The organism is Dyadobacter sp. AC419 (genome assembly GCF_979253085.1).
In genome coordinates, this window is sequence record NZ_CEEDCD010000019.1 from 340,438 (window position 1) to 357,641 (window position 17,204).

At 48.7% G+C, this 17,204-nt stretch carries 11 protein-coding genes and 2 pseudogenes; 10 read left to right on the forward strand and 3 right to left on the reverse strand.

The annotated features are described in order from the left end of the window. The first annotated feature begins 4 nt into the window (after positions 1–4). The 8 genes and pseudogenes from AC0IYG_RS14985 to AC0IYG_RS15020 all read left to right on the forward strand — a co-directional run bounded on the left by AC0IYG_RS14985 (position 5) and on the right by AC0IYG_RS15020 (position 10,528). Positions 5–1,057: a glycoside hydrolase family 43 protein gene (locus AC0IYG_RS14985; protein WP_471711872.1), complete on the forward strand. Its 1,053-nt coding sequence runs from the start codon at positions 5–7 to the stop codon at positions 1,055–1,057. A 56-nt stretch (positions 1,058–1,113) separates the two neighbouring features. Next, a complete protein-coding gene (locus tag AC0IYG_RS14990; RefSeq protein ID WP_471711873.1) occupies positions 1,114–1,317 on the forward strand; it encodes a hypothetical protein in 204 nt (67 codons plus the stop codon). A 17-nt stretch (positions 1,318–1,334) separates the two neighbouring features. Next, positions 1,335–3,791: a glycoside hydrolase family 95 protein gene (locus tag AC0IYG_RS14995; protein WP_471711874.1), complete on the forward strand. Its 2,457-nt coding sequence runs from the start codon at positions 1,335–1,337 to the stop codon at positions 3,789–3,791. 30 nt (positions 3,792–3,821) lie between these two features. Then, positions 3,822–5,511, forward strand: a pseudogene (locus AC0IYG_RS15000) (glycoside hydrolase family 43 protein). A gap of 61 nt (positions 5,512–5,572) precedes the next feature. Next, positions 5,573–7,482 (forward strand): annotated as a pseudogene (locus tag AC0IYG_RS15005) (alpha/beta hydrolase-fold protein). A 27-nt stretch (positions 7,483–7,509) separates the two neighbouring features. After that, on the forward strand, positions 7,510–8,592 hold the full coding sequence (locus AC0IYG_RS15010; protein WP_471711875.1) for an endo-1,4-beta-xylanase: 1,083 nt from the start codon (positions 7,510–7,512) through the stop codon (positions 8,590–8,592). 103 nt (positions 8,593–8,695) lie between these two features. Beyond that, the gene (locus AC0IYG_RS15015) at positions 8,696–9,595 is read left to right on the forward strand and encodes an NmrA family NAD(P)-binding protein (RefSeq protein WP_471711876.1); all 900 of its coding nucleotides are present in this window, start codon (positions 8,696–8,698) and stop codon (positions 9,593–9,595) included. 12 nt (positions 9,596–9,607) lie between these two features. After that, complete coding sequence (locus AC0IYG_RS15020) at positions 9,608–10,528, forward strand: helix-turn-helix domain-containing protein (protein ID WP_471711877.1); 921 nt, start codon at positions 9,608–9,610, stop codon at positions 10,526–10,528. On the opposite strand, the gene AC0IYG_RS15025 is transcribed toward AC0IYG_RS15020, so the two are convergent. Further along, positions 10,525–11,097, reverse strand: coding sequence for a Crp/Fnr family transcriptional regulator (locus tag AC0IYG_RS15025; protein ID WP_471711878.1), 573 nt, complete (start codon positions 11,095–11,097; stop codon positions 10,525–10,527). The two genes, AC0IYG_RS15020 and AC0IYG_RS15025, sit on opposite strands and share 4 nt — an antisense overlap. A 194-nt stretch (positions 11,098–11,291) precedes the next feature. Between AC0IYG_RS15025 and AC0IYG_RS15030 the strand changes: the two genes are divergently transcribed. After that, a complete protein-coding gene (locus AC0IYG_RS15030) occupies positions 11,292–12,059 on the forward strand; it encodes an SDR family NAD(P)-dependent oxidoreductase (protein ID WP_471711879.1) in 768 nt (255 codons plus the stop codon). A gap of 87 nt (positions 12,060–12,146) precedes the next feature. Here the strand turns inward: AC0IYG_RS15030 and AC0IYG_RS15035 are convergent, their stop codons facing one another. Then, positions 12,147–13,781: a carboxylesterase/lipase family protein gene (locus AC0IYG_RS15035; RefSeq protein WP_471711880.1), complete on the reverse strand. Its 1,635-nt coding sequence runs from the start codon at positions 13,779–13,781 to the stop codon at positions 12,147–12,149. Positions 13,782–13,918: 137 nt separating this feature from the next. Here AC0IYG_RS15035 and AC0IYG_RS15040 point away from each other — a divergent pair, with 137 nt between their 5' ends. Continuing rightward, a complete protein-coding gene (locus AC0IYG_RS15040) occupies positions 13,919–14,665 on the forward strand; it encodes an NUDIX hydrolase (RefSeq protein WP_471711881.1) in 747 nt (248 codons plus the stop codon). 26 nt (positions 14,666–14,691) lie between these two features. On the opposite strand, the gene AC0IYG_RS15045 is transcribed toward AC0IYG_RS15040, so the two are convergent. Further along, positions 14,692–17,124: an ABC transporter permease gene (locus AC0IYG_RS15045; RefSeq protein ID WP_471711882.1), complete on the reverse strand. Its 2,433-nt coding sequence runs from the start codon at positions 17,122–17,124 to the stop codon at positions 14,692–14,694. Positions 17,125–17,204: the final 80 nt, after the last annotated feature.

The window sequence follows — 17,204 nt, forward strand, 5'->3', positions numbered from 1 at the left end:
AAATATGATTTTATTTAAAAAACCGATTTTCGCCGCCCTCGTAATAGCAGGAGCGGTTGCAGGCCAGAGCGTGGGCCAGACCACAACATTGAAACCAAAACCATTGGTTACAGATCTCTTCACCGCTGATCCATCGGCGCACGTTTTCAATGGCAAAATTTACATTTATCCATCCCATGACATTGAAGCCAATGTGGCTCAGGACGACGAGGGAGGCCATTTTAATATGCGCGATTACCACGTGTATTCCATGGACAAGATCGACGGAAAAGTGACCGACCACGGCGTAGCACTCGATGTGAAAGACATTCCCTGGGCTGGCCGGCAACTCTGGGCACCCGACGCTGCTTATAAGAATGGCACTTACTATCTCTATTTTCCGGTAAAAGACAAAGAGGACGTTTTCAAGATCGGTGTGGCCACGAGCAAGTCGCCGACCGGCCCATTCAAGCCGGAAGCAAAACCAATTCCCGGCAGTTACAGCATTGACCCGGCGGTTTTTACGGATAAAGATGGGAAAAGCTATATGTATTTCGGCGGCATCTGGGGCGGACAATTGCAACGCTGGCACACAGGAAAATACAATGCAAGTCTCAAAACAGATCTCGGCCCGGGGCATGAGAACGAGCCTGCATTAAGCGCCAAAGTTGCGCGGATGAAAGACGATATGCTCGTCTTTGACGAAGCCCCGAAAGACGTGGTCATTCTGGATGAGAACGGCAAACCATTGCTTGCAAAAGATGCGGAACGCCGGTTTTTCGAAGGCGCGTGGATGCACAAGTTTGGTGACAAATATTATTTCTCTTATTCAACGGGCGACACGCATTTGCTCGCTTATGCCGTCGGCAGCTCGCCTTATGGGCCATTTACTTACAAAGGCGTCATTATGAAGCCCGTTTCCGGCTGGACAACCCACCATTCGATCATCGAATTTCAGGGCAAATGGTACATTTTCTATCACGACGTGGAATTGACTGGAAAAACGCATTTGCGCAACATTAAGGTAAGGGAATTACTGCGTGACAAAGACGGCAGCATTCAAACCATCGAGCCGTAATCCGCTATTTACGCTAACCTCTCACAGCGAATATGATGAACATGAACGCAAGCGAAATGAAGAGTCACTTAGCCGCATATCTGAACGGAAATGCGGATCAGCCCACAAAGCTGCTGATCGAGTCGTGGCTTGGTGACAAGCAGAATTTGCAGGCGTTTTATGATTATCTATTCCAGTTCGAGTCGGATAATCCCGTGATCAGCACCAATGCGGAACGGGCGCTGGTCCGGATTAAAGCCAGATTTTACAATTTATCATAGTTTATTCAACGAATACAATGCGCGTACTTTGCTTCCTTTTTTTACTGATTACAACGAGTGGTTTTGGTCAAACAAAACGTCCGTTAAAACTTTGGTATAACCAGCCTTCGGGTAAGACCTGGGAAAATGCATTGCCCGTTGGCAACGGCAGGCTAGGAGGAATGGTTTACGGAAATGTGGCCGATGAGCGCATTCAGCTCAATGAAGGAACGCTCTGGTCGGGCAGTCCCAACCGGAACGATAATCCTGATGCACTGGCCGCATTGCCCGAAATCAGGCGGCTGATCTTTGAAGGAAAGCAAAAGGAAGCTGAAAAGCTGGCCAATAAAGCCATTATCACCAAAAAATCGCATGGACAAATGTTCCAGCCTGCGGGTGAGCTGCACCTGGCGTTTCAGGGACACGAAAATTATGACAACTATTACCGGGAGCTGGACATTGCGCGCGCCGTTGCCAAAACGACCTATCAAGTCAATGGCGTAACATTCACCCGCGAAATCCTCGCATCGTTTTCGGACCAGGTTATGGTTGTGCGGCTGACCGCCGACAAGCCCGGTCAGCTGTCCTTTGCAGCGTATTATTCCACATTACATTTGAAGCCGGAGATAGGAACCACGCCGGGCAAGGAGCTGATCCTTGCCGGCAGGGGTTCTGACCACGATGGGATTACGGGCGGTGTGAAGTTTAAGGTGATTTCGAAGATCAAAACGGAAGGCGGAACGGTCTCTGCAAATGACACTTCGCTGGTTGTGAATGCAGCCAATTCGGCGACAATCTTTATCTCCATAGCGACCAGTTTCAAAAACTACAGTGACGTAAGCGGTGACCAGCATGCACTCGCAGCAGCTTATCTGAACAAATCATTTCCCAAATCTTACGATGCCATTCTCAAACCGCACGTTGCAGCTTATCAGCGCTATTTTAATCGCGTCAAGCTTGATCTCGGCACGACGGAAGCAGCCAATCTGCCGATTGATGAACGCTTGAAAAATTTCCGGAACGTCAATGATCCTGAGCTGGTTAGCCTGTATTACCAATATGGCCGTTATCTGCTGATTTCCAGCTCGCAACCCGGGGGTCAGCCTGCGAATTTGCAGGGAATTTGGAACAATAAAATGAGCCCGCCCTGGGACAGCAAATACACGATTAACATCAACGCCCAGATGAATTACTGGCCTGCGGAAAAAACCAATCTGCCTGAATTGCACGAGCCATTCCTCAAAATGGTGCAGGAACTTGCGCAGACCGGCCAGCAAACGGCCAAAGACATGTACGGCGCAAGAGGCTGGATGGCGCATCATAACACAGACATCTGGCGGTTTACCGGCGCCATCGACGGCGCGTTCTGGGGCATGTGGATCGCCGGCGGCGCGTGGACAAGCCAGCATCTTTGGGAACATTATCTGTACGGCGGCGACAAAGCTTATCTGGCCAAAATCTATCCCGTATTGAAAGGCGCTGCCACTTTTTACGTTGATTTTCTGGTGGAGCATCCCAAATATCACTGGCTTGTGGCCAACCCCGGCAGCTCACCCGAAAACGCCCCTGCGGCACATGAAGGCTCTTCGCTGGACGCAGGCACGACGATGGATAATCAGATCGCCTTCGATATTTTTAGCACAACCATTCGTGCGGCCGAAATCTTGAAAAAAGACGCTGCATTCACCGACACGCTCAGACAAATGCGAAAGCGCCTGCCGCCTATGCACGTGGGCCAATATGGTCAGTTGCAGGAGTGGCTGGACGATGTGGACGATCCGAACGACCATCATCGCCACGTTTCGCATTTGTATGGACTTTTCCCCGCCGTGCAGATCTCGCCTTACCGCACGCCCGAACTTTTCGCAGCTGCCAGAACAACATTAATGCAGCGCGGCGATGTTTCGACAGGTTGGAGTATGGGCTGGAAAGTGAACTGGTGGGCGCGGTTGCAGGACGGAAACCACGCATTTACATTGATCCAAAACCAGCTTTCACCGTTGGGAACGAACAAAGAAGGAGGAGGCACTTATAACAATTTATTCGATGCGCACCCGCCATTCCAGATCGATGGCAACTTCGGATGCACTTCCGGAATCACTGAAATGCTCATGCAAAGTGCAGACGGTGCATTGCATTTACTGCCCGCATTGCCCGACGTTTGGCAAAAAGGCAGCATCGGCGGACTGCTAGCATTAGGTGGTTTCGAGGTTGTTGATATGGAATGGGACGGTGCGCGATTGACAAAAGTTGAGATTCGCTCCCGGCTGGGTGGTAACCTCCGTTTGCGCGTGCCCAATGCATTGAAACTGGACAGCGGTGGTGCTTTGAAAACGGCAACCGGACAAAATTCTAACGCCTTTTACGCAACGGAAGAAACGCCCGAGGCAGTTATTTCGCCCAAAGCAACCAAAGCAACCCAATCTTTAAAAGAGACATTGCTTTACGATATTCCAACGAAGTCAGGAAACATTTACCGCTTTTCCGCCCAATAAATTTGACCAGCTGACCCCTAACTTTCAAACATGAAGAAGCATTTTTTCAAGGCTGTTTTCACAGCGTTTTGTCTCGTCATAACCCATGCAGTTTCGGCGCAGACCACCACATTGATCAACCCGATCCTGACCGGCTTTTATCCTGACCCGAGCGTGGTGCAGGTTGGCAAGGATTATTATCTGGTCAATTCAACATTCTCTTATTTTCCTGGCATCCCGGTTTTTCATAGCAAGGATCTGAAAAACTGGAAACAAATCGGCAATGTCATCGACCGGCCTTCGCAGATGGATTTTATGGGAGAGAAACTCACGCGCGGCCTTTTTGCGCCAGCGATCAGTTACCACAAAGGCACATTCTATGTGACCTGCACGGACATTGACCATGACGGAAACTTTGTGGTTACGGCCAAAAATCCGGCTGGTCCGTGGAGCAATCCCATCCGTGTGCCGCAGGTGCGGGGAATTGACCCTTCGCTGTTTTTTGATGACGACAACAAAGCCTACATTATATACAACAGCGACGCGCCCGATCACAAGCCATTGTATTCGGGCCACCGAACGATCCGGATCTACGAAATTGACCCTGTAACGCTGAAAGTGATTGGTGCGGAAAAGCAGCTGGTGAATGGCGGTGTCGACATTAGTCAAAAGCCCGAATGGATTGAAGCACCGCACATTATGAAGCGGTTTGGCTGGTATTATCTGTATGCTGCGGAAGGCGGCACGTCTGTAAACCACACCGAAGTCGTTTTTCGCAGCAAGTCCGTTTGGGGGCCATATGTTCCGGTACGAAAATAACCCGATTTTAACGCAAAAAGGATTGCCTGAAGACCGGAAAGATCCGATTACTTCGGCAGGGCACGCACAATTTGTAGACGGCCCGGATGGTAAAACCTATGCCATTTTTCTTGCTGTAAGGCCTTATGAAGGGGATTATTACAACACCGGTCGGGAAACATTCATCGCACCGGTTACGTGGAAAGACGAATGGCCGATCATTAACCCCGATTCCAAAGAGATTCAGTATAGTTACAAGGCCGCGTTCAGTGAAGTGAAGCAGCAGGGAGCGATTCCACAGGCGGGAAATTTCAGCTATACACTCACTTTTGAAAAATCACTGGACCCGGCGTTGCTTTTCATGCGGACCATGGACAGCAGCTCATTTTCACTTTCTCAAAAAAATGGCCTTACCATGAAATTGAAGCCCGAAACGATCATGGAGCTTGGTAATCCTTCATTTATCGGCAAACGCCAGCAGCATTTGTACTGCACGACGGAAACCGAGCTGAATTTCTCACCCAAGTCGGAAAAGGAAAAAGCCGGTCTGACCATTTTTCAGGATGAAGGCCATTTTTACCTGATCAGCAAATCCATGGATCAGAACAAACCGGTGATCCAGCTTTTCAAAAGCAAGCCGAAGGAAAAGGAAATGGAGCTCATCACGCAAATGCCGCTCGCGGATGCATCGTCGCCGGTTAAGCTGCGCATTATGGCAGAAGGTGGCACTTATAGTTTTTATTTTTCCAAAGGTTCATCCTGGCAGCTGCTGAAAGACAAGCTCGATGCCAAATTCCTAAGCACCAAAGAAGCGGGCGGTTTTATTGGTTGCCTGTTTGGCATGTATGCAACCAGCTCCGGCGACCAGACTACGAACTCGGCTTCATTTAAATATCTGAAATACAGCGGTAATGATGCTGTCTTTGGAAAAAATGCGAAGTAAGCTAGCCCCAACATTTGATAAACCTAAAGCTAAACCGATGAAAAGAATTTTTTTACTGGCCATGAGTGTGCTCATGTTCACCAGCATTGCGTCCGCACAAACTGCGCCTATGGAAATGCCCGCCGGTTTTGACACGGTGCGTCCGGGTGTTGCTGCCGGGAAACTGGACAGCATTCAATATCAGTCCAAAACAGTTGGCAATGCGCGTAAAGCATTGGTTTACACGCCGCCGGGTTATTCCAAAAGAAAAAATATCCGGTGCTTTATTTGCTGCACGGCATTGGCGGGGATGAGAAAGAATGGTTGAAAGGCGGCAATCCGCAATTGATCCTGGATAATCTTTTGGCAGAAAAAAAGATCGAACCGATGATCGTGGTGATGCCCAACGGCCGCGCCATGAAAGACGACCGCGCGACGGGCAACATTATGGCGCCAGATAAAGTAGCCGCATTTGCGACATTCGAAAAAGACCTGCTTACTGACCTCATTCCATTTATAGAGAAAAAATACGCGACCCTTACCGACCGCGAGCACCGCGCCATTGCGGGCCTTTCAATGGGTGGCGGGCAGTCGCTCAATTTTGGACTTGGTAATCTGGATCAGTTTGCGTGGGTGGGAGGGTTTTCATCCGCTCCGAATACGAAAAAACCGGAGGAGCTCATGCCGAATCCTGAGGACGCAAAAAAGAAGTTGAAACTGCTCTTTTTGTCTTGCGGCGATGAGGACAGGCTCATTACATTCAGCAAGCGCACGCATGATTATCTGTTTGAAAACAATGTGCCGCACGTGTTTTACATTGAGCCGGGCGTGCATGATTTCAAGGTCTGGAAAAACGGGCTTTATATGTTCTCGCAGTTTTTGTTCAAACCAGTTGACGTGCTTGCTCTGACCAAATACACCATTTTAGGCACGCCGGCCGCGACCAACATCCGCAATGCCAAATTCCCGCAGATCCTGCCTGATAACCGGGTGGTTTTCCGCACCAAAGCGCCGCAGGCGCAGAAAGTGCAGGTCGATCTGGGTAAAAAGTATGATATGGTCAAAGACACAGCCGGTTTCTGGTCGGTGACCACGGATTCTATTGGCAAAGGTTTTCATTACTATTCGCTGCTGATTGACGGCGTGGCGCTGGCCGACCCTGCGAGTGAAACTTTTTATGGTATGGGCCGCATGGCCAGCGGGATTGAAATTCCGTATCGCCAGGGCGGATTTTATGCATTGCGCGATGTGCCGCATGGCGATATCAGCATTAAAAAGTATTTGTCCAAAGCCAGCAACTCTTGGCGCGAAATGTACGTTTACACGCCACCCGGCTATGCACAATCCACTGAAAAATATCCTGTGCTTTATCTGCTGCACGGCGGTGGGGAAGACCAGCGCGGCTGGGCAACGCAAGGCAAAACAGGCTTGATTCTGGATAATCTGATCGCCGAAGGAAAAGCAAAGCCGATGGTGATCGTGATGATGGATGGGAATCTGGGAAGCCCGATGGGCCCGGGGAGCATGTCCACAGCGGGTGATGCGTTCTTGAAAATCTTTGAAAACGAGTTGAAACAAGGCGCGATCCCTTTTGTAGAAAGCACATTCCGGGTGCATGCTGATGCGGCCAACCGGGCGCTTGCCGGCCTTTCGATGGGTGGAATTCAGACGTTGTATGCGGGTGTGAAGAACACGGACATGTTTTCTTCACTGGGCGTTTTCAGCTCGGGGTGGTTTGCTAACAATGCAACATTGTCGGGCCCGCATTATGAATTTGCCAAAACCAATGCAACGGCCATCAACACCAACCTGAAAAATTTCTGGATTTCGATGGGTGGTGAGGAAGACATTGCCTATAAAAATTGCAAGATCATGCTAGCTAAATATGATGAGCTCGGCATTAAATACAAATACAGCGAGTATCCCGGCGGCCACACCTGGCCCGTTTGGCGGCACGATCTGTTCGAATTCTCACAATTACTGTTTAAATAAAACGCAGCATCATTCAATTAAGTCGTTATGAAATTTTTATCAGGATCAAAAATATGGGCGGTGACGCTTTGCATTTCGGGTTTTCTAAGCTCGGAAAATGTGTCGGCACAAAAAACTTTAAAAGAAGCTTATAAGGATTATTTTCCAGTGGGAGTGGCCGTTTCTCCGAGAGGCCTGACGGGCCCGGACGCGGATCTGATAACCGGTCAGTTCAACAGCGTTACGCCCGAAAATGCCATGAAAATGGGTCCTATCCATCCCGAGGAAAACCGTTATGCGTGGCAGGATGCGGATGCAATTGTTGCTTTTGCCCAAAAAAACGGCATGAAAGTGCGCGGACACACATTATGCTGGCACAACCAGACTCCGAAATGGCTTTTCACCGATTCTGACGGAAAGCAGGTGACCCGGGAAGTGCTGCTTGCAAGGCTCAAACAGCATATTAACAATGTTGTCGGCCGTTATAAAGGGAAAATCTACGCCTGGGACGTGGTCAATGAGGCGGTGCCGGACACGAGTGAAAGCATTTACCGGAAGTCGAAATTTTATGAGATCATCGGCGAGGATTATATTGAAAAAGCATTTGAATACGCCCACGCGGCCGATCCGAATGCCAAATTATTTTACAATGATTACAACACCGAAAGCGCTGCGAAAAGGGAAAAGATCTTTCAGCTCGTCAAAAAGTTAAAGGAAAAGAATGTGCCCATTCATGGCGTCGGATTGCAGGGACATTGGTCTATTTACGAGCCTACCGCAGCCGAACTGGAAAAGTCGATTACACAATTTGCGAGCCTGGGATTAGCCGTTCAGATCACCGAACTGGACGTGTCCGTTCACCCGAAAGAGCATGAGCGGCGTGCCAAAAAAGCAACAGACACTGGCGAGTTAACCCCGGAAATGACGGCCAAACAAGCCACGCAATACAAAATGCTTTTTGACACATTCAGAAAACACAAAGGCACAATCACCGGCGTCACATTCTGGAATGTTTCGGACAAAACCACCTGGCTGGACAACTTTCCGGTGCCAGGCCGCAAGGATTATCCGCTGCTTTTTGATGCAGAATACAAGCCGAAAGCAGCTTTCAAGGAAGTGGTCAATTTCTGATTTCCATGAGATCAGAGGTTTTGATTCAACAAGCGTAGATTTGGTTAAGTCGGCGTGTCCAATGTTAGCGAATTTTGTATATCAAAATAAAGCTAAAAACACAATGAACATTATCTTAACAGGCTCTCTGGGGCACATTGGCAAGCCGCTCACCGAGGAATTGGTGCAAAAAGGACACGCAGTAACCGTCATTAGCAGCAGTGCGGACAGACAGGAATCCATCGAGGCCATCGGTGCGAAGGCCGCCATCGGCTCGGTAAAAGATGCGGACTTTCTTACGCGCGCTTTTGAAGGAGCTGATGCGGTTTACACCATGGTGCCGCCCGTAGGTTACTTCGACGCCAGCATTGAGCCGATCGCATATTTCAGCAACATTGGTAACCAGTATGCCGAAGCGATCGGCCGGGCAGGCGTGAAGCGGGTTGTGAATTTGAGCAGCTGGGGTGCGCATCTGGACAAGGGCAACGGAGGAATTGCGGGAGCACATTATCTGGAAAAAATCTTGGATAATCTGCCAGCAGGCATCAACATTACACACCTGCGGCCAACTTCATTTTACTACAATCTTTTTGGTTTCATTCCTGCTATCAAAAACGCCGGAATCATTGCTGCGGCTTATGGCGGCGATGACGTTACCGTGCTGGTGGCGCCCGAGGATATTGCTACGGCAGCGGCTGAGGAGCTTGAAATAACATCAGCCGGGAGGAACATTCGTTACGTGGCCAGCGATGAACTAAGTTGTAATGAAGTCGCGCGCATGCTGGGAGAGGCCATTGGCATCCCGGATCTGAAATGGATCGTAGTGCCGGGTGAACAGGTGCAAAGCCGACTTGAATCGGTGGGAATGCCGCCGCATATGGCTGCGAGTTTGGTTGAGTTGCAGACTGGGCATCATAGCGGCATCATTGCCGGGAATTATTTTCGCAACAGACCGGCTGAGTTGGGAAAAGTGAAAATGCAGGATTTTGCCAAAGATTTTGCAGCCGCATTTCATCAGAAATAACCATCTTGCATCATGACAAACGCTCAGCCTTACCATATTAAAAGCATCAGCGAGTTTCACCATTTCCGGAAACTGCCCGGACCGGCGCATCCGTTGGTGAGCGTTGTGCGGTTTGACGATATGCGGGAATTTTCCGGCGGACATCCGAAAAGCTGGGTGCTGGATTTTTATGCCATTGCGTTGAAAAGGAATTTTGGCGCCAAGCTGAAATATGGGCAGCAAGTGTATGATTTTGATGAGGGCATCATGACATTCATGGCGCCTGGCCAGAAAATCGGTGTCGAGGCCGGAGCGGATGAAGTGCTGCAGCATTCGGGATGGTTACTGATCTTCCATCCCGATTTCCTTTGGCATACGCCGCTTGCTAAGACGATCAAACAACACGAATTCTTCGATTATTCAGTTAATGAGGCACTTTTTCTTTCTGAGGAGGAGGAAAATGTGATTACTGGCATTATGCAGAATATTAGGCAGGAATATCATTCGCGCATTGATCAGTTTACCCAAAACATCATCATCGGCCAGCTGGAACTGCTGCTGAATTATTCGGACCGCTTTTATCAACGACAATTCACGACCCGCAAAGGCAGCAGCCACGACATTCTCACAAGGCTCGAAAATCTGCTCGCAGAACGTTTTGAAAGCGGCGTTTTATCCAAAAAAGGGCTTCCTACTGTTCCCGAAATCGCTGCTTCTTTAAATGTCTCGCCCAATTATCTGAGCGGTCTGCTAAAAACGCTTACGGGAAAAAGCACGCAGCATCATTTGCGCGATCTGATCATTGAAAAGGCGAAGGAGAAGCTCTCCGGAACGAATCTGTCCGTCAGTGAAATCGCTTACGAGCTCGGTTTCGATTACCCGCAGTCGTTCAGTAAATTGTTCAAAGCCAACACCAATTTTTCACCCGTCGAATTCCGTCAGTCATTTAACTAAATGCGTTTTTGCCTGACCCGGCTCAGCGTTTCGCGAGAAGTGCCCAGGTAGGATGCGATCATATGCAGTGGAATGCGTCGGTTGAACTCGGGATACGATTGAATGAACTTCAAATATCTTTCTTCGGCAGTGTCACTGATATTGCTGAAGATCCTGTTTTGGCTCACGTCAAAACTTTTGTATTCCAGCTTTCTGATAAAATTTTGAAAATTGGGAATGGCATTCAGCAAAGCATCCAGGTCTTCTTTTTTAAATAGCAGCACTTCACTGTCTTCGAGTGCGTCGATGTTTCGGAGGCTTGGGTTGCCCGTGTTATAGCTCTCATAATCAGCCATCCACCAGTTTTCGATCCCAAATCTTAGAATGTGTTCCGTACCGTTATTGCCTGCCCGATACATGCGAAGGCAGCCTTTTACGATAAACGAGTTGTATCGGCAAACGTCACCTTCCTGTAAAAGATATTGTCTTTTCCGAAGCTTTTTAGCAGTGGTTACTGCTTCAATTTGCTGCAATTCAGGCTCGGTAAGGCCTGCTTTTTCTTTCAGATATGCCGCCAGAGGTTCAAACATGGGGACTTTGTATTAAATAAGGATAATTAAATATCACAGCAATTTTATCAGCAAATGCGTTCAGCATTACAGCACAAATTAGCGGTTTCAATGCATTAAGCCGTGACATTTATCACCAAAAGTTCGTGTCAGATGACCTTGGTCTGCGTGCCTTCGTTGCCAGAAATTTGCAGCAACATTTAATTATTAAAATCATGAAGTTAAAAGACAAAGTAGCAGTCATTACCGGCGGAAACAGCGGAATTGGTTACGGCATTGCAGAGGCATTTAAAAATGAAGGCGCGGTGGGCACCATTACGGGACGAAATCAGCAAACGCTGGATATCGCATCAGAGCAGCTTGATAATCAATTTATTGCAATAAACGCTGATGTGACCAAAATGACGGATCTGGAGAACGTGTTCAAGGAAACATTCGACCAGTTTGGTAACATTGACATTCTGGTCGTCAATGCGGGTGGAGCGATCCAGGGAACCGCTATGCCTGCGATAGAGAACGCGGAAGAAGCAGCATATGATGAATATATGGATCTGAATCTGAAAAGTGTCTACTTTACCGTGCAAAAAGCGCTTCCTTATATGAATGACGGCGGTTCGATTGTGTTAATCGGTTCGAGTGCGGCGCATCGTGCGGCTCCCGGAATGGCCATTTACGGAGCGGCCAAAGCTGCCGTTATATTTTTTGCAAAAGGCCTTTCCCATGATCTGCTGGGAAGAAATATCCGCGTGAATGTGCTTTCGCCAGGCACAATCGACACACCGGCATTTGACAAGCTGGCACCAGCCGGACAGGTTGATTATGTGAAACAACTTTGGGTGGACATTATCCCGGTGTCGAGAATCGGAAAGCCTTCTGATATCGGTAAAGCCGCTGTCTTCCTAGCTTCCGAAGACTCTGCATTTGTACTCGGCACAGAGCTTTTGGTGGACGGCGGCATGACGCATCTCAGCCTGATGAAGTAAGTTAGCAGCTTTAACATTCAATTTAAAAAAATCAAAAAAGCTCTTCCAACATCGCCGGAAGAGCCTTTTTTAATTGGGGGTTGCAAATTATTCTTTTGCAGCCATCGCATCTATCAGTATGTAACGTCCTCTGTGTTTTTCAGTTTCCAGGCGGCTGTCGACGTCCAGATACATGTATTTCGCGTCTCCTTCACCTTTCACAGGAAGCCACTCTGGCAAGCCTTTGCCGTTAGGATTTGCTGTTTTGATAAAATTGGCAAAATATTCCTGCATCGTTGCCGATACTTTATGGTCTTCCTGCGTCCAGGCGTAAACTTTATTAAGCGCAAGGTTTCCCATTGCGTATTCAATTTCAGCCGAATGCACTGCTCCTTTTGGCAACGGCGCTTTTGCAGCCGCGTCGGTGCTTTTGGAAACGCCGCCGGCCAGGTTAGCAGACACATTGCCCATTTCAGCATTCATGGCTGGGCGCGGACGGCCGTATAAATAGCGATAAACAGGTTTTCCACCCGTTTTGCTTTGCAAGTCAATCCATTTCCATGTGCCAAAGCCGATGAAACGGTCACCCGCCAGATCCGTTGCCACTTGCTCCACTTCTGCGTCGGAGGCTGCCGCATATTCTTTCAAAACCTTGTCCGCTTGCTCTCCGTATAATTTCTGAACGGCTTTTGTATAATTTTCAAGCGTCGGAGCTTCTTTTCCTAAGATCATTCTGTAATTCATTTCCTCCGAATTCCAGCCTGCAAGCAAAGGAACTTGTGATTGCTTTCCTTCGCGGAATGTCTTCAACGGTGATTCAGTGAAAAAATAGCCGTCCACCGAAGAAAGAAATCTGGAAACGCCTGGCGCAGCCGTGGCTTTCAACAATTCCTCAGCCGGGATTGCGCGCATGTCTGTCAATGTTTTTTTGCCAACCTGTTCGTTAAACTTTTCGCCAGCCTGCTCTGCCTGCGCCAAGGGAACGGGAGGCAGCGTACCGAGCACAGATCCGCTTTCGCCGATGGCTGCGCTAAACAGATTTTTGGAAAGTGGTGACGCCATCAAAGCGCTTACAGACAGCGATCCTGCCGATTCTCCTGCAATGGTCACCTTCTCCGGATCTCCGCCGAATGCTGCAATGTTCTGTTTTACCCAGGCCAATGCCGCCGCCTGATCCAGATATCCGTAGTTGCCGGATGCGTGATGCGGTGATTCTTTGGTAAGATCCTGCGATGCATAAAATCCGAAAACACCCAGACGATAGTTAACCGTTAAGCTCACTATGCCTTTTTTTGCCATGCTTTCTCCGTCATAACGACCCTCTGAACCGTCTCCGGCTACAAATCCGCCGCCGTAGAAATAAACCAGAACCGGCAGTTTTTCACTCGCCGACTTAGCGGGCGTCCAAACATTCAGATACAAACAATCCTCGCTCATTCCGTCTGAACGAAAGCCCATATCACCGAAAACCGGATTTTGCATGGCACGCGGGCCAAACTTATCGGTCTTGCGAACGCCTTGCCAGTTTTTCACAGGTTGCGGCTCCCGCCAGCGGAATTCACCCACAGGCGGTGCAGCAAATGGAATGCCTTTGAACGACCGGATGCCCGAAGCTTCGGTAAGGCCTTCCACGGTTCCATTGGCAGTTTTGGCCTGAGGCGCTGCGGTCGCTTTTTTCGATTGAGCCGTGGCGACCTGCATCATTTGAAGCGCCAACAGCATGGTAATAAAAATTGTTTTCATCTTAATTTGAGAAAATGCATACGATTAGAAAAGGCAATGCGACGAATAAAATCTATATTGTCTCATTGTGGAACAATAATAAAAAATTAAATTGACAATCTTCCTTTTTTCTAACTTGCACATCAAATTTTGATATAATGCCTGAAACAAATGTGCCATTAGAGCAAAACGAAGCGGGAACTGGTTATCTGCCTGGCTTAGCCCTGGATTTCGTGATTTTTGGTTTTGATCAATTTCAGTTGAAAATCCTGGTCCTCGAATATCGCAATACAAGCTTGTTTGCACTGCCCGGCGGGTTCGTCAAAACGCAGGAGAACCTCGATGACGCTGCGCGGCGCGTGCTGTCTGAGCGGACCGGACTTTCGGACATTTACCTCGAACAATTTCACACATTCGGTGATATTGGCCGCTATGATCAGACTCCGCTCAGGACGATTATGGAGGCAAAAGGCATGAGCCCGACGGATGACCACTGGCTGCTCCGGCGCTTTGTTTCGGTGGGCTATTATGCATTAATCGATTTCAGCAAAGCCGCCCCGACACCCGATCCGCTGGCCGACACCTGCGTGTGGCATACGCTGGAAAACCTGCCGGAGCTGATGCTCGACCATAAAGAAATTGTGCAAAAGGCTTTGGAAACATTAAGGGCGGATCTGTACAGAAACCTGGGCGGTTATAAAAGCTGGGCGGCGCCGTTGCTGGCTAATGCTTTCACAATGGGGGAGTTGCAGAAATTATACGAGACAATTCTCGGGCAAAAGCTGCGCAGGTCCAGTTTTCAGCGCAAGATGCTGGGCCTCGATATTTTAAAAAGGCTGGAAAAGCAATATAACGGCGGCGCGCACAAAGCCCCTTATTTGTATCAGTTTGTCATGGAAAAGTGACCATTTCCATGACAAACTGATGCTCATTATTCACTTTTAAGAATGTCCACCGGATTGCTTCTTGCCGCTTTCATGGTTTGTGAGCCGATCATTATGAACGCAATGAGCAACACCGTAACGAGTCCAACAAAGAGCTCGGCGATTTGCACGGGCGTATGATAAGGGAAGTTTTTGAGAACAAAGTTTTCGAAAAAAAGATAAGTCACCGGCAACGCGATGAGTGCCGAAATTGACAGCAGCATCAGAAAACCGCGGCTCAGTAAAAACACCAGATTTCCCGAGCTCGCACCCATTACTTTCCGGATGCCGATTTCCTTCATTCTCGTTTCCGTTGTGAACACGACCATGCCAAACAAGCCAAGCGAAGCAATGGAAATGGCGAGGAACGACAGGAACCCAATGATCTTGATCATCATAGAGAATTCGCTGTAAGCCTCTTCAATGGATTCGTCATAAAACTGCGCTTCGAACGGATGCACACGGTCAATTTTCTTCCAGGTCGATTCAATTTTCGCCATAGTCGCTTCCATATCCTTGCTCTGTATTTTCGCATTGATGATGGTGCGGTCGTCCGGTGACCAGGGCATGAACGCGACCGGCCCGATGAGGTTGTCGACCTTGCCATAGTGAAAGTCTTTCATCACGCCGACGATCTTCATCCTGCGTCCGCTCACTGCGAAGTTGCTGAAAGTCACTTCTTTTCCAATCGCTTTTTCAGGATCGCTGCTATCAATGTTGAACCGTTTCAGGAACTGCTGGTTCACGATCAGCTCGCGTGCGCCTGCTCCGGTTGTGGGACGCGTGACGAAATTTTCACCGGCTAGGAGCTTGTAACCATGGAGCGGCAGGTAATTTTCGTCGACCTGGTTGGTCATCACCAGCGCTGAGTCGCGGGAATCTTTGTATTTTATGTATCCGCCCCAGGCATTGCCCACGCTGGTAATGATCATGGAGCGCGACAGGGCAGTGACTTCCGGCATCTCGCTCAGTTCTTTTAGCAGCGCATCCGGTTTTGTTCCCTGCATATCAATGTTGAGAATGTTCTCCGTATGGAAGCCGAGGTCGAAGGCTAGGATATTTTTGTACTGCACATAGCCGACGGCGGTGGCGGTTATAAATATCAATGTTACCGTATACTGAACCACAACCAGCGCACGTCTGATCATTCCGTTTGTAAATTTTTTTCCCAAACCGTTTGCTGGACCGGCCACATTTCGGAGGGCATGAATGGCACTGACTTTTGAAAAAAACATGGCTGGCATAAAACCGGCAAGCACACCGATGGCAACCGAAAAGAGGATGAATGCAATGACCGTGGTCGGGGTAAGGTCGAGCTTTACTAATTGCTGCATTTCGGGCGCAATGTTGATCAGCTGCGGCCGCATGAACAGAAACAGGAAGAATGACAAAAGAAGCGCAGCCAGGGAAATCATGATCGCTTCGGCCAGAAACTGTTGTCGCACCTGGGCTTTTCCGGCACCGATGGATTTTCGCAAGCCAACTTCCTTAAAACGCCGCATAGCACGCGCTATGGACAAATTGGTGTAATTAAAACAGGCCGATAAGATCACGATGAATGCAAGCGCGCCCAATATCCAGAGCACAACCGGAGGCATATGCGGGCCTGATGCACCCATTGTCCGGCTGAGATTTTCGCCAACCACAATGTCGTATAACGGAAGCAGTTCGAGTTGGATTTTGGTGTCTTGCTCGCCTGCGTTTTCTTCCTTCGCAAGCGCGTTGAGCTGGGATTGTACTTTGGTTAAATCACCATTTTCAGGAAGCAGCAGATACACGTAATTGGACCACATGTTTGACCAGTCTTCAAAATTTTTGTCGGTTAAATTGAGCTGGCGGGCCGTTGAAAGGGAAACTAATGCTTCAAAATGAATGTGCGAAAAGAAAGGCACGTCCTGCATGACGCCGGTAACCTGATAATCCAGCGTATCGAATTGGATCGATTTGCCAATTGCGGATTGGCCGCCGAAGAGCTTTTTTGCCGCCGTTTCCGTGAGCACGATCGAGTAGGGATCTTTCAGCGCCGTCTCCGGATTGCCTTCCAGCATCGGCAATGTCATGATCCGGAAAATCGCAGATTCGGCCCAAAATCCCTTCACAGGAAGCACATGATCGCCGACCCGCGCATCCTGCTGGAAATCGCTGCGCAGGGTTGCGACTTCTTCCACACCGGTCACTTTTTCCTTGATCAGTTTGCCCGTTTTGATGGAAGTGGTGCCGTATTTAGCACTTTTTTCACCTTTGAATGTCGCAAGATTTGTAATGCGATAAATCCTTTTCCCATGCTTGTTAAACTTGTCATAAGAAAGAAGGTCAAGCACGAAGGCAATCAGGAGTAACCCGACGGACATGCTGACGGCGAGGCCAACAATGTTGATAGACGAGAAAAGTTTGTTGCGCATCAGGCTGCGTCCCGACGTTTTGAAATAGCTTCCAATCATGATCCTGGCGTAAAAAAGGTTAATAAAAACAGATTTTATTAGATTAATCGGGTAGTCAAACGAAACCTAGGAAAAATTTC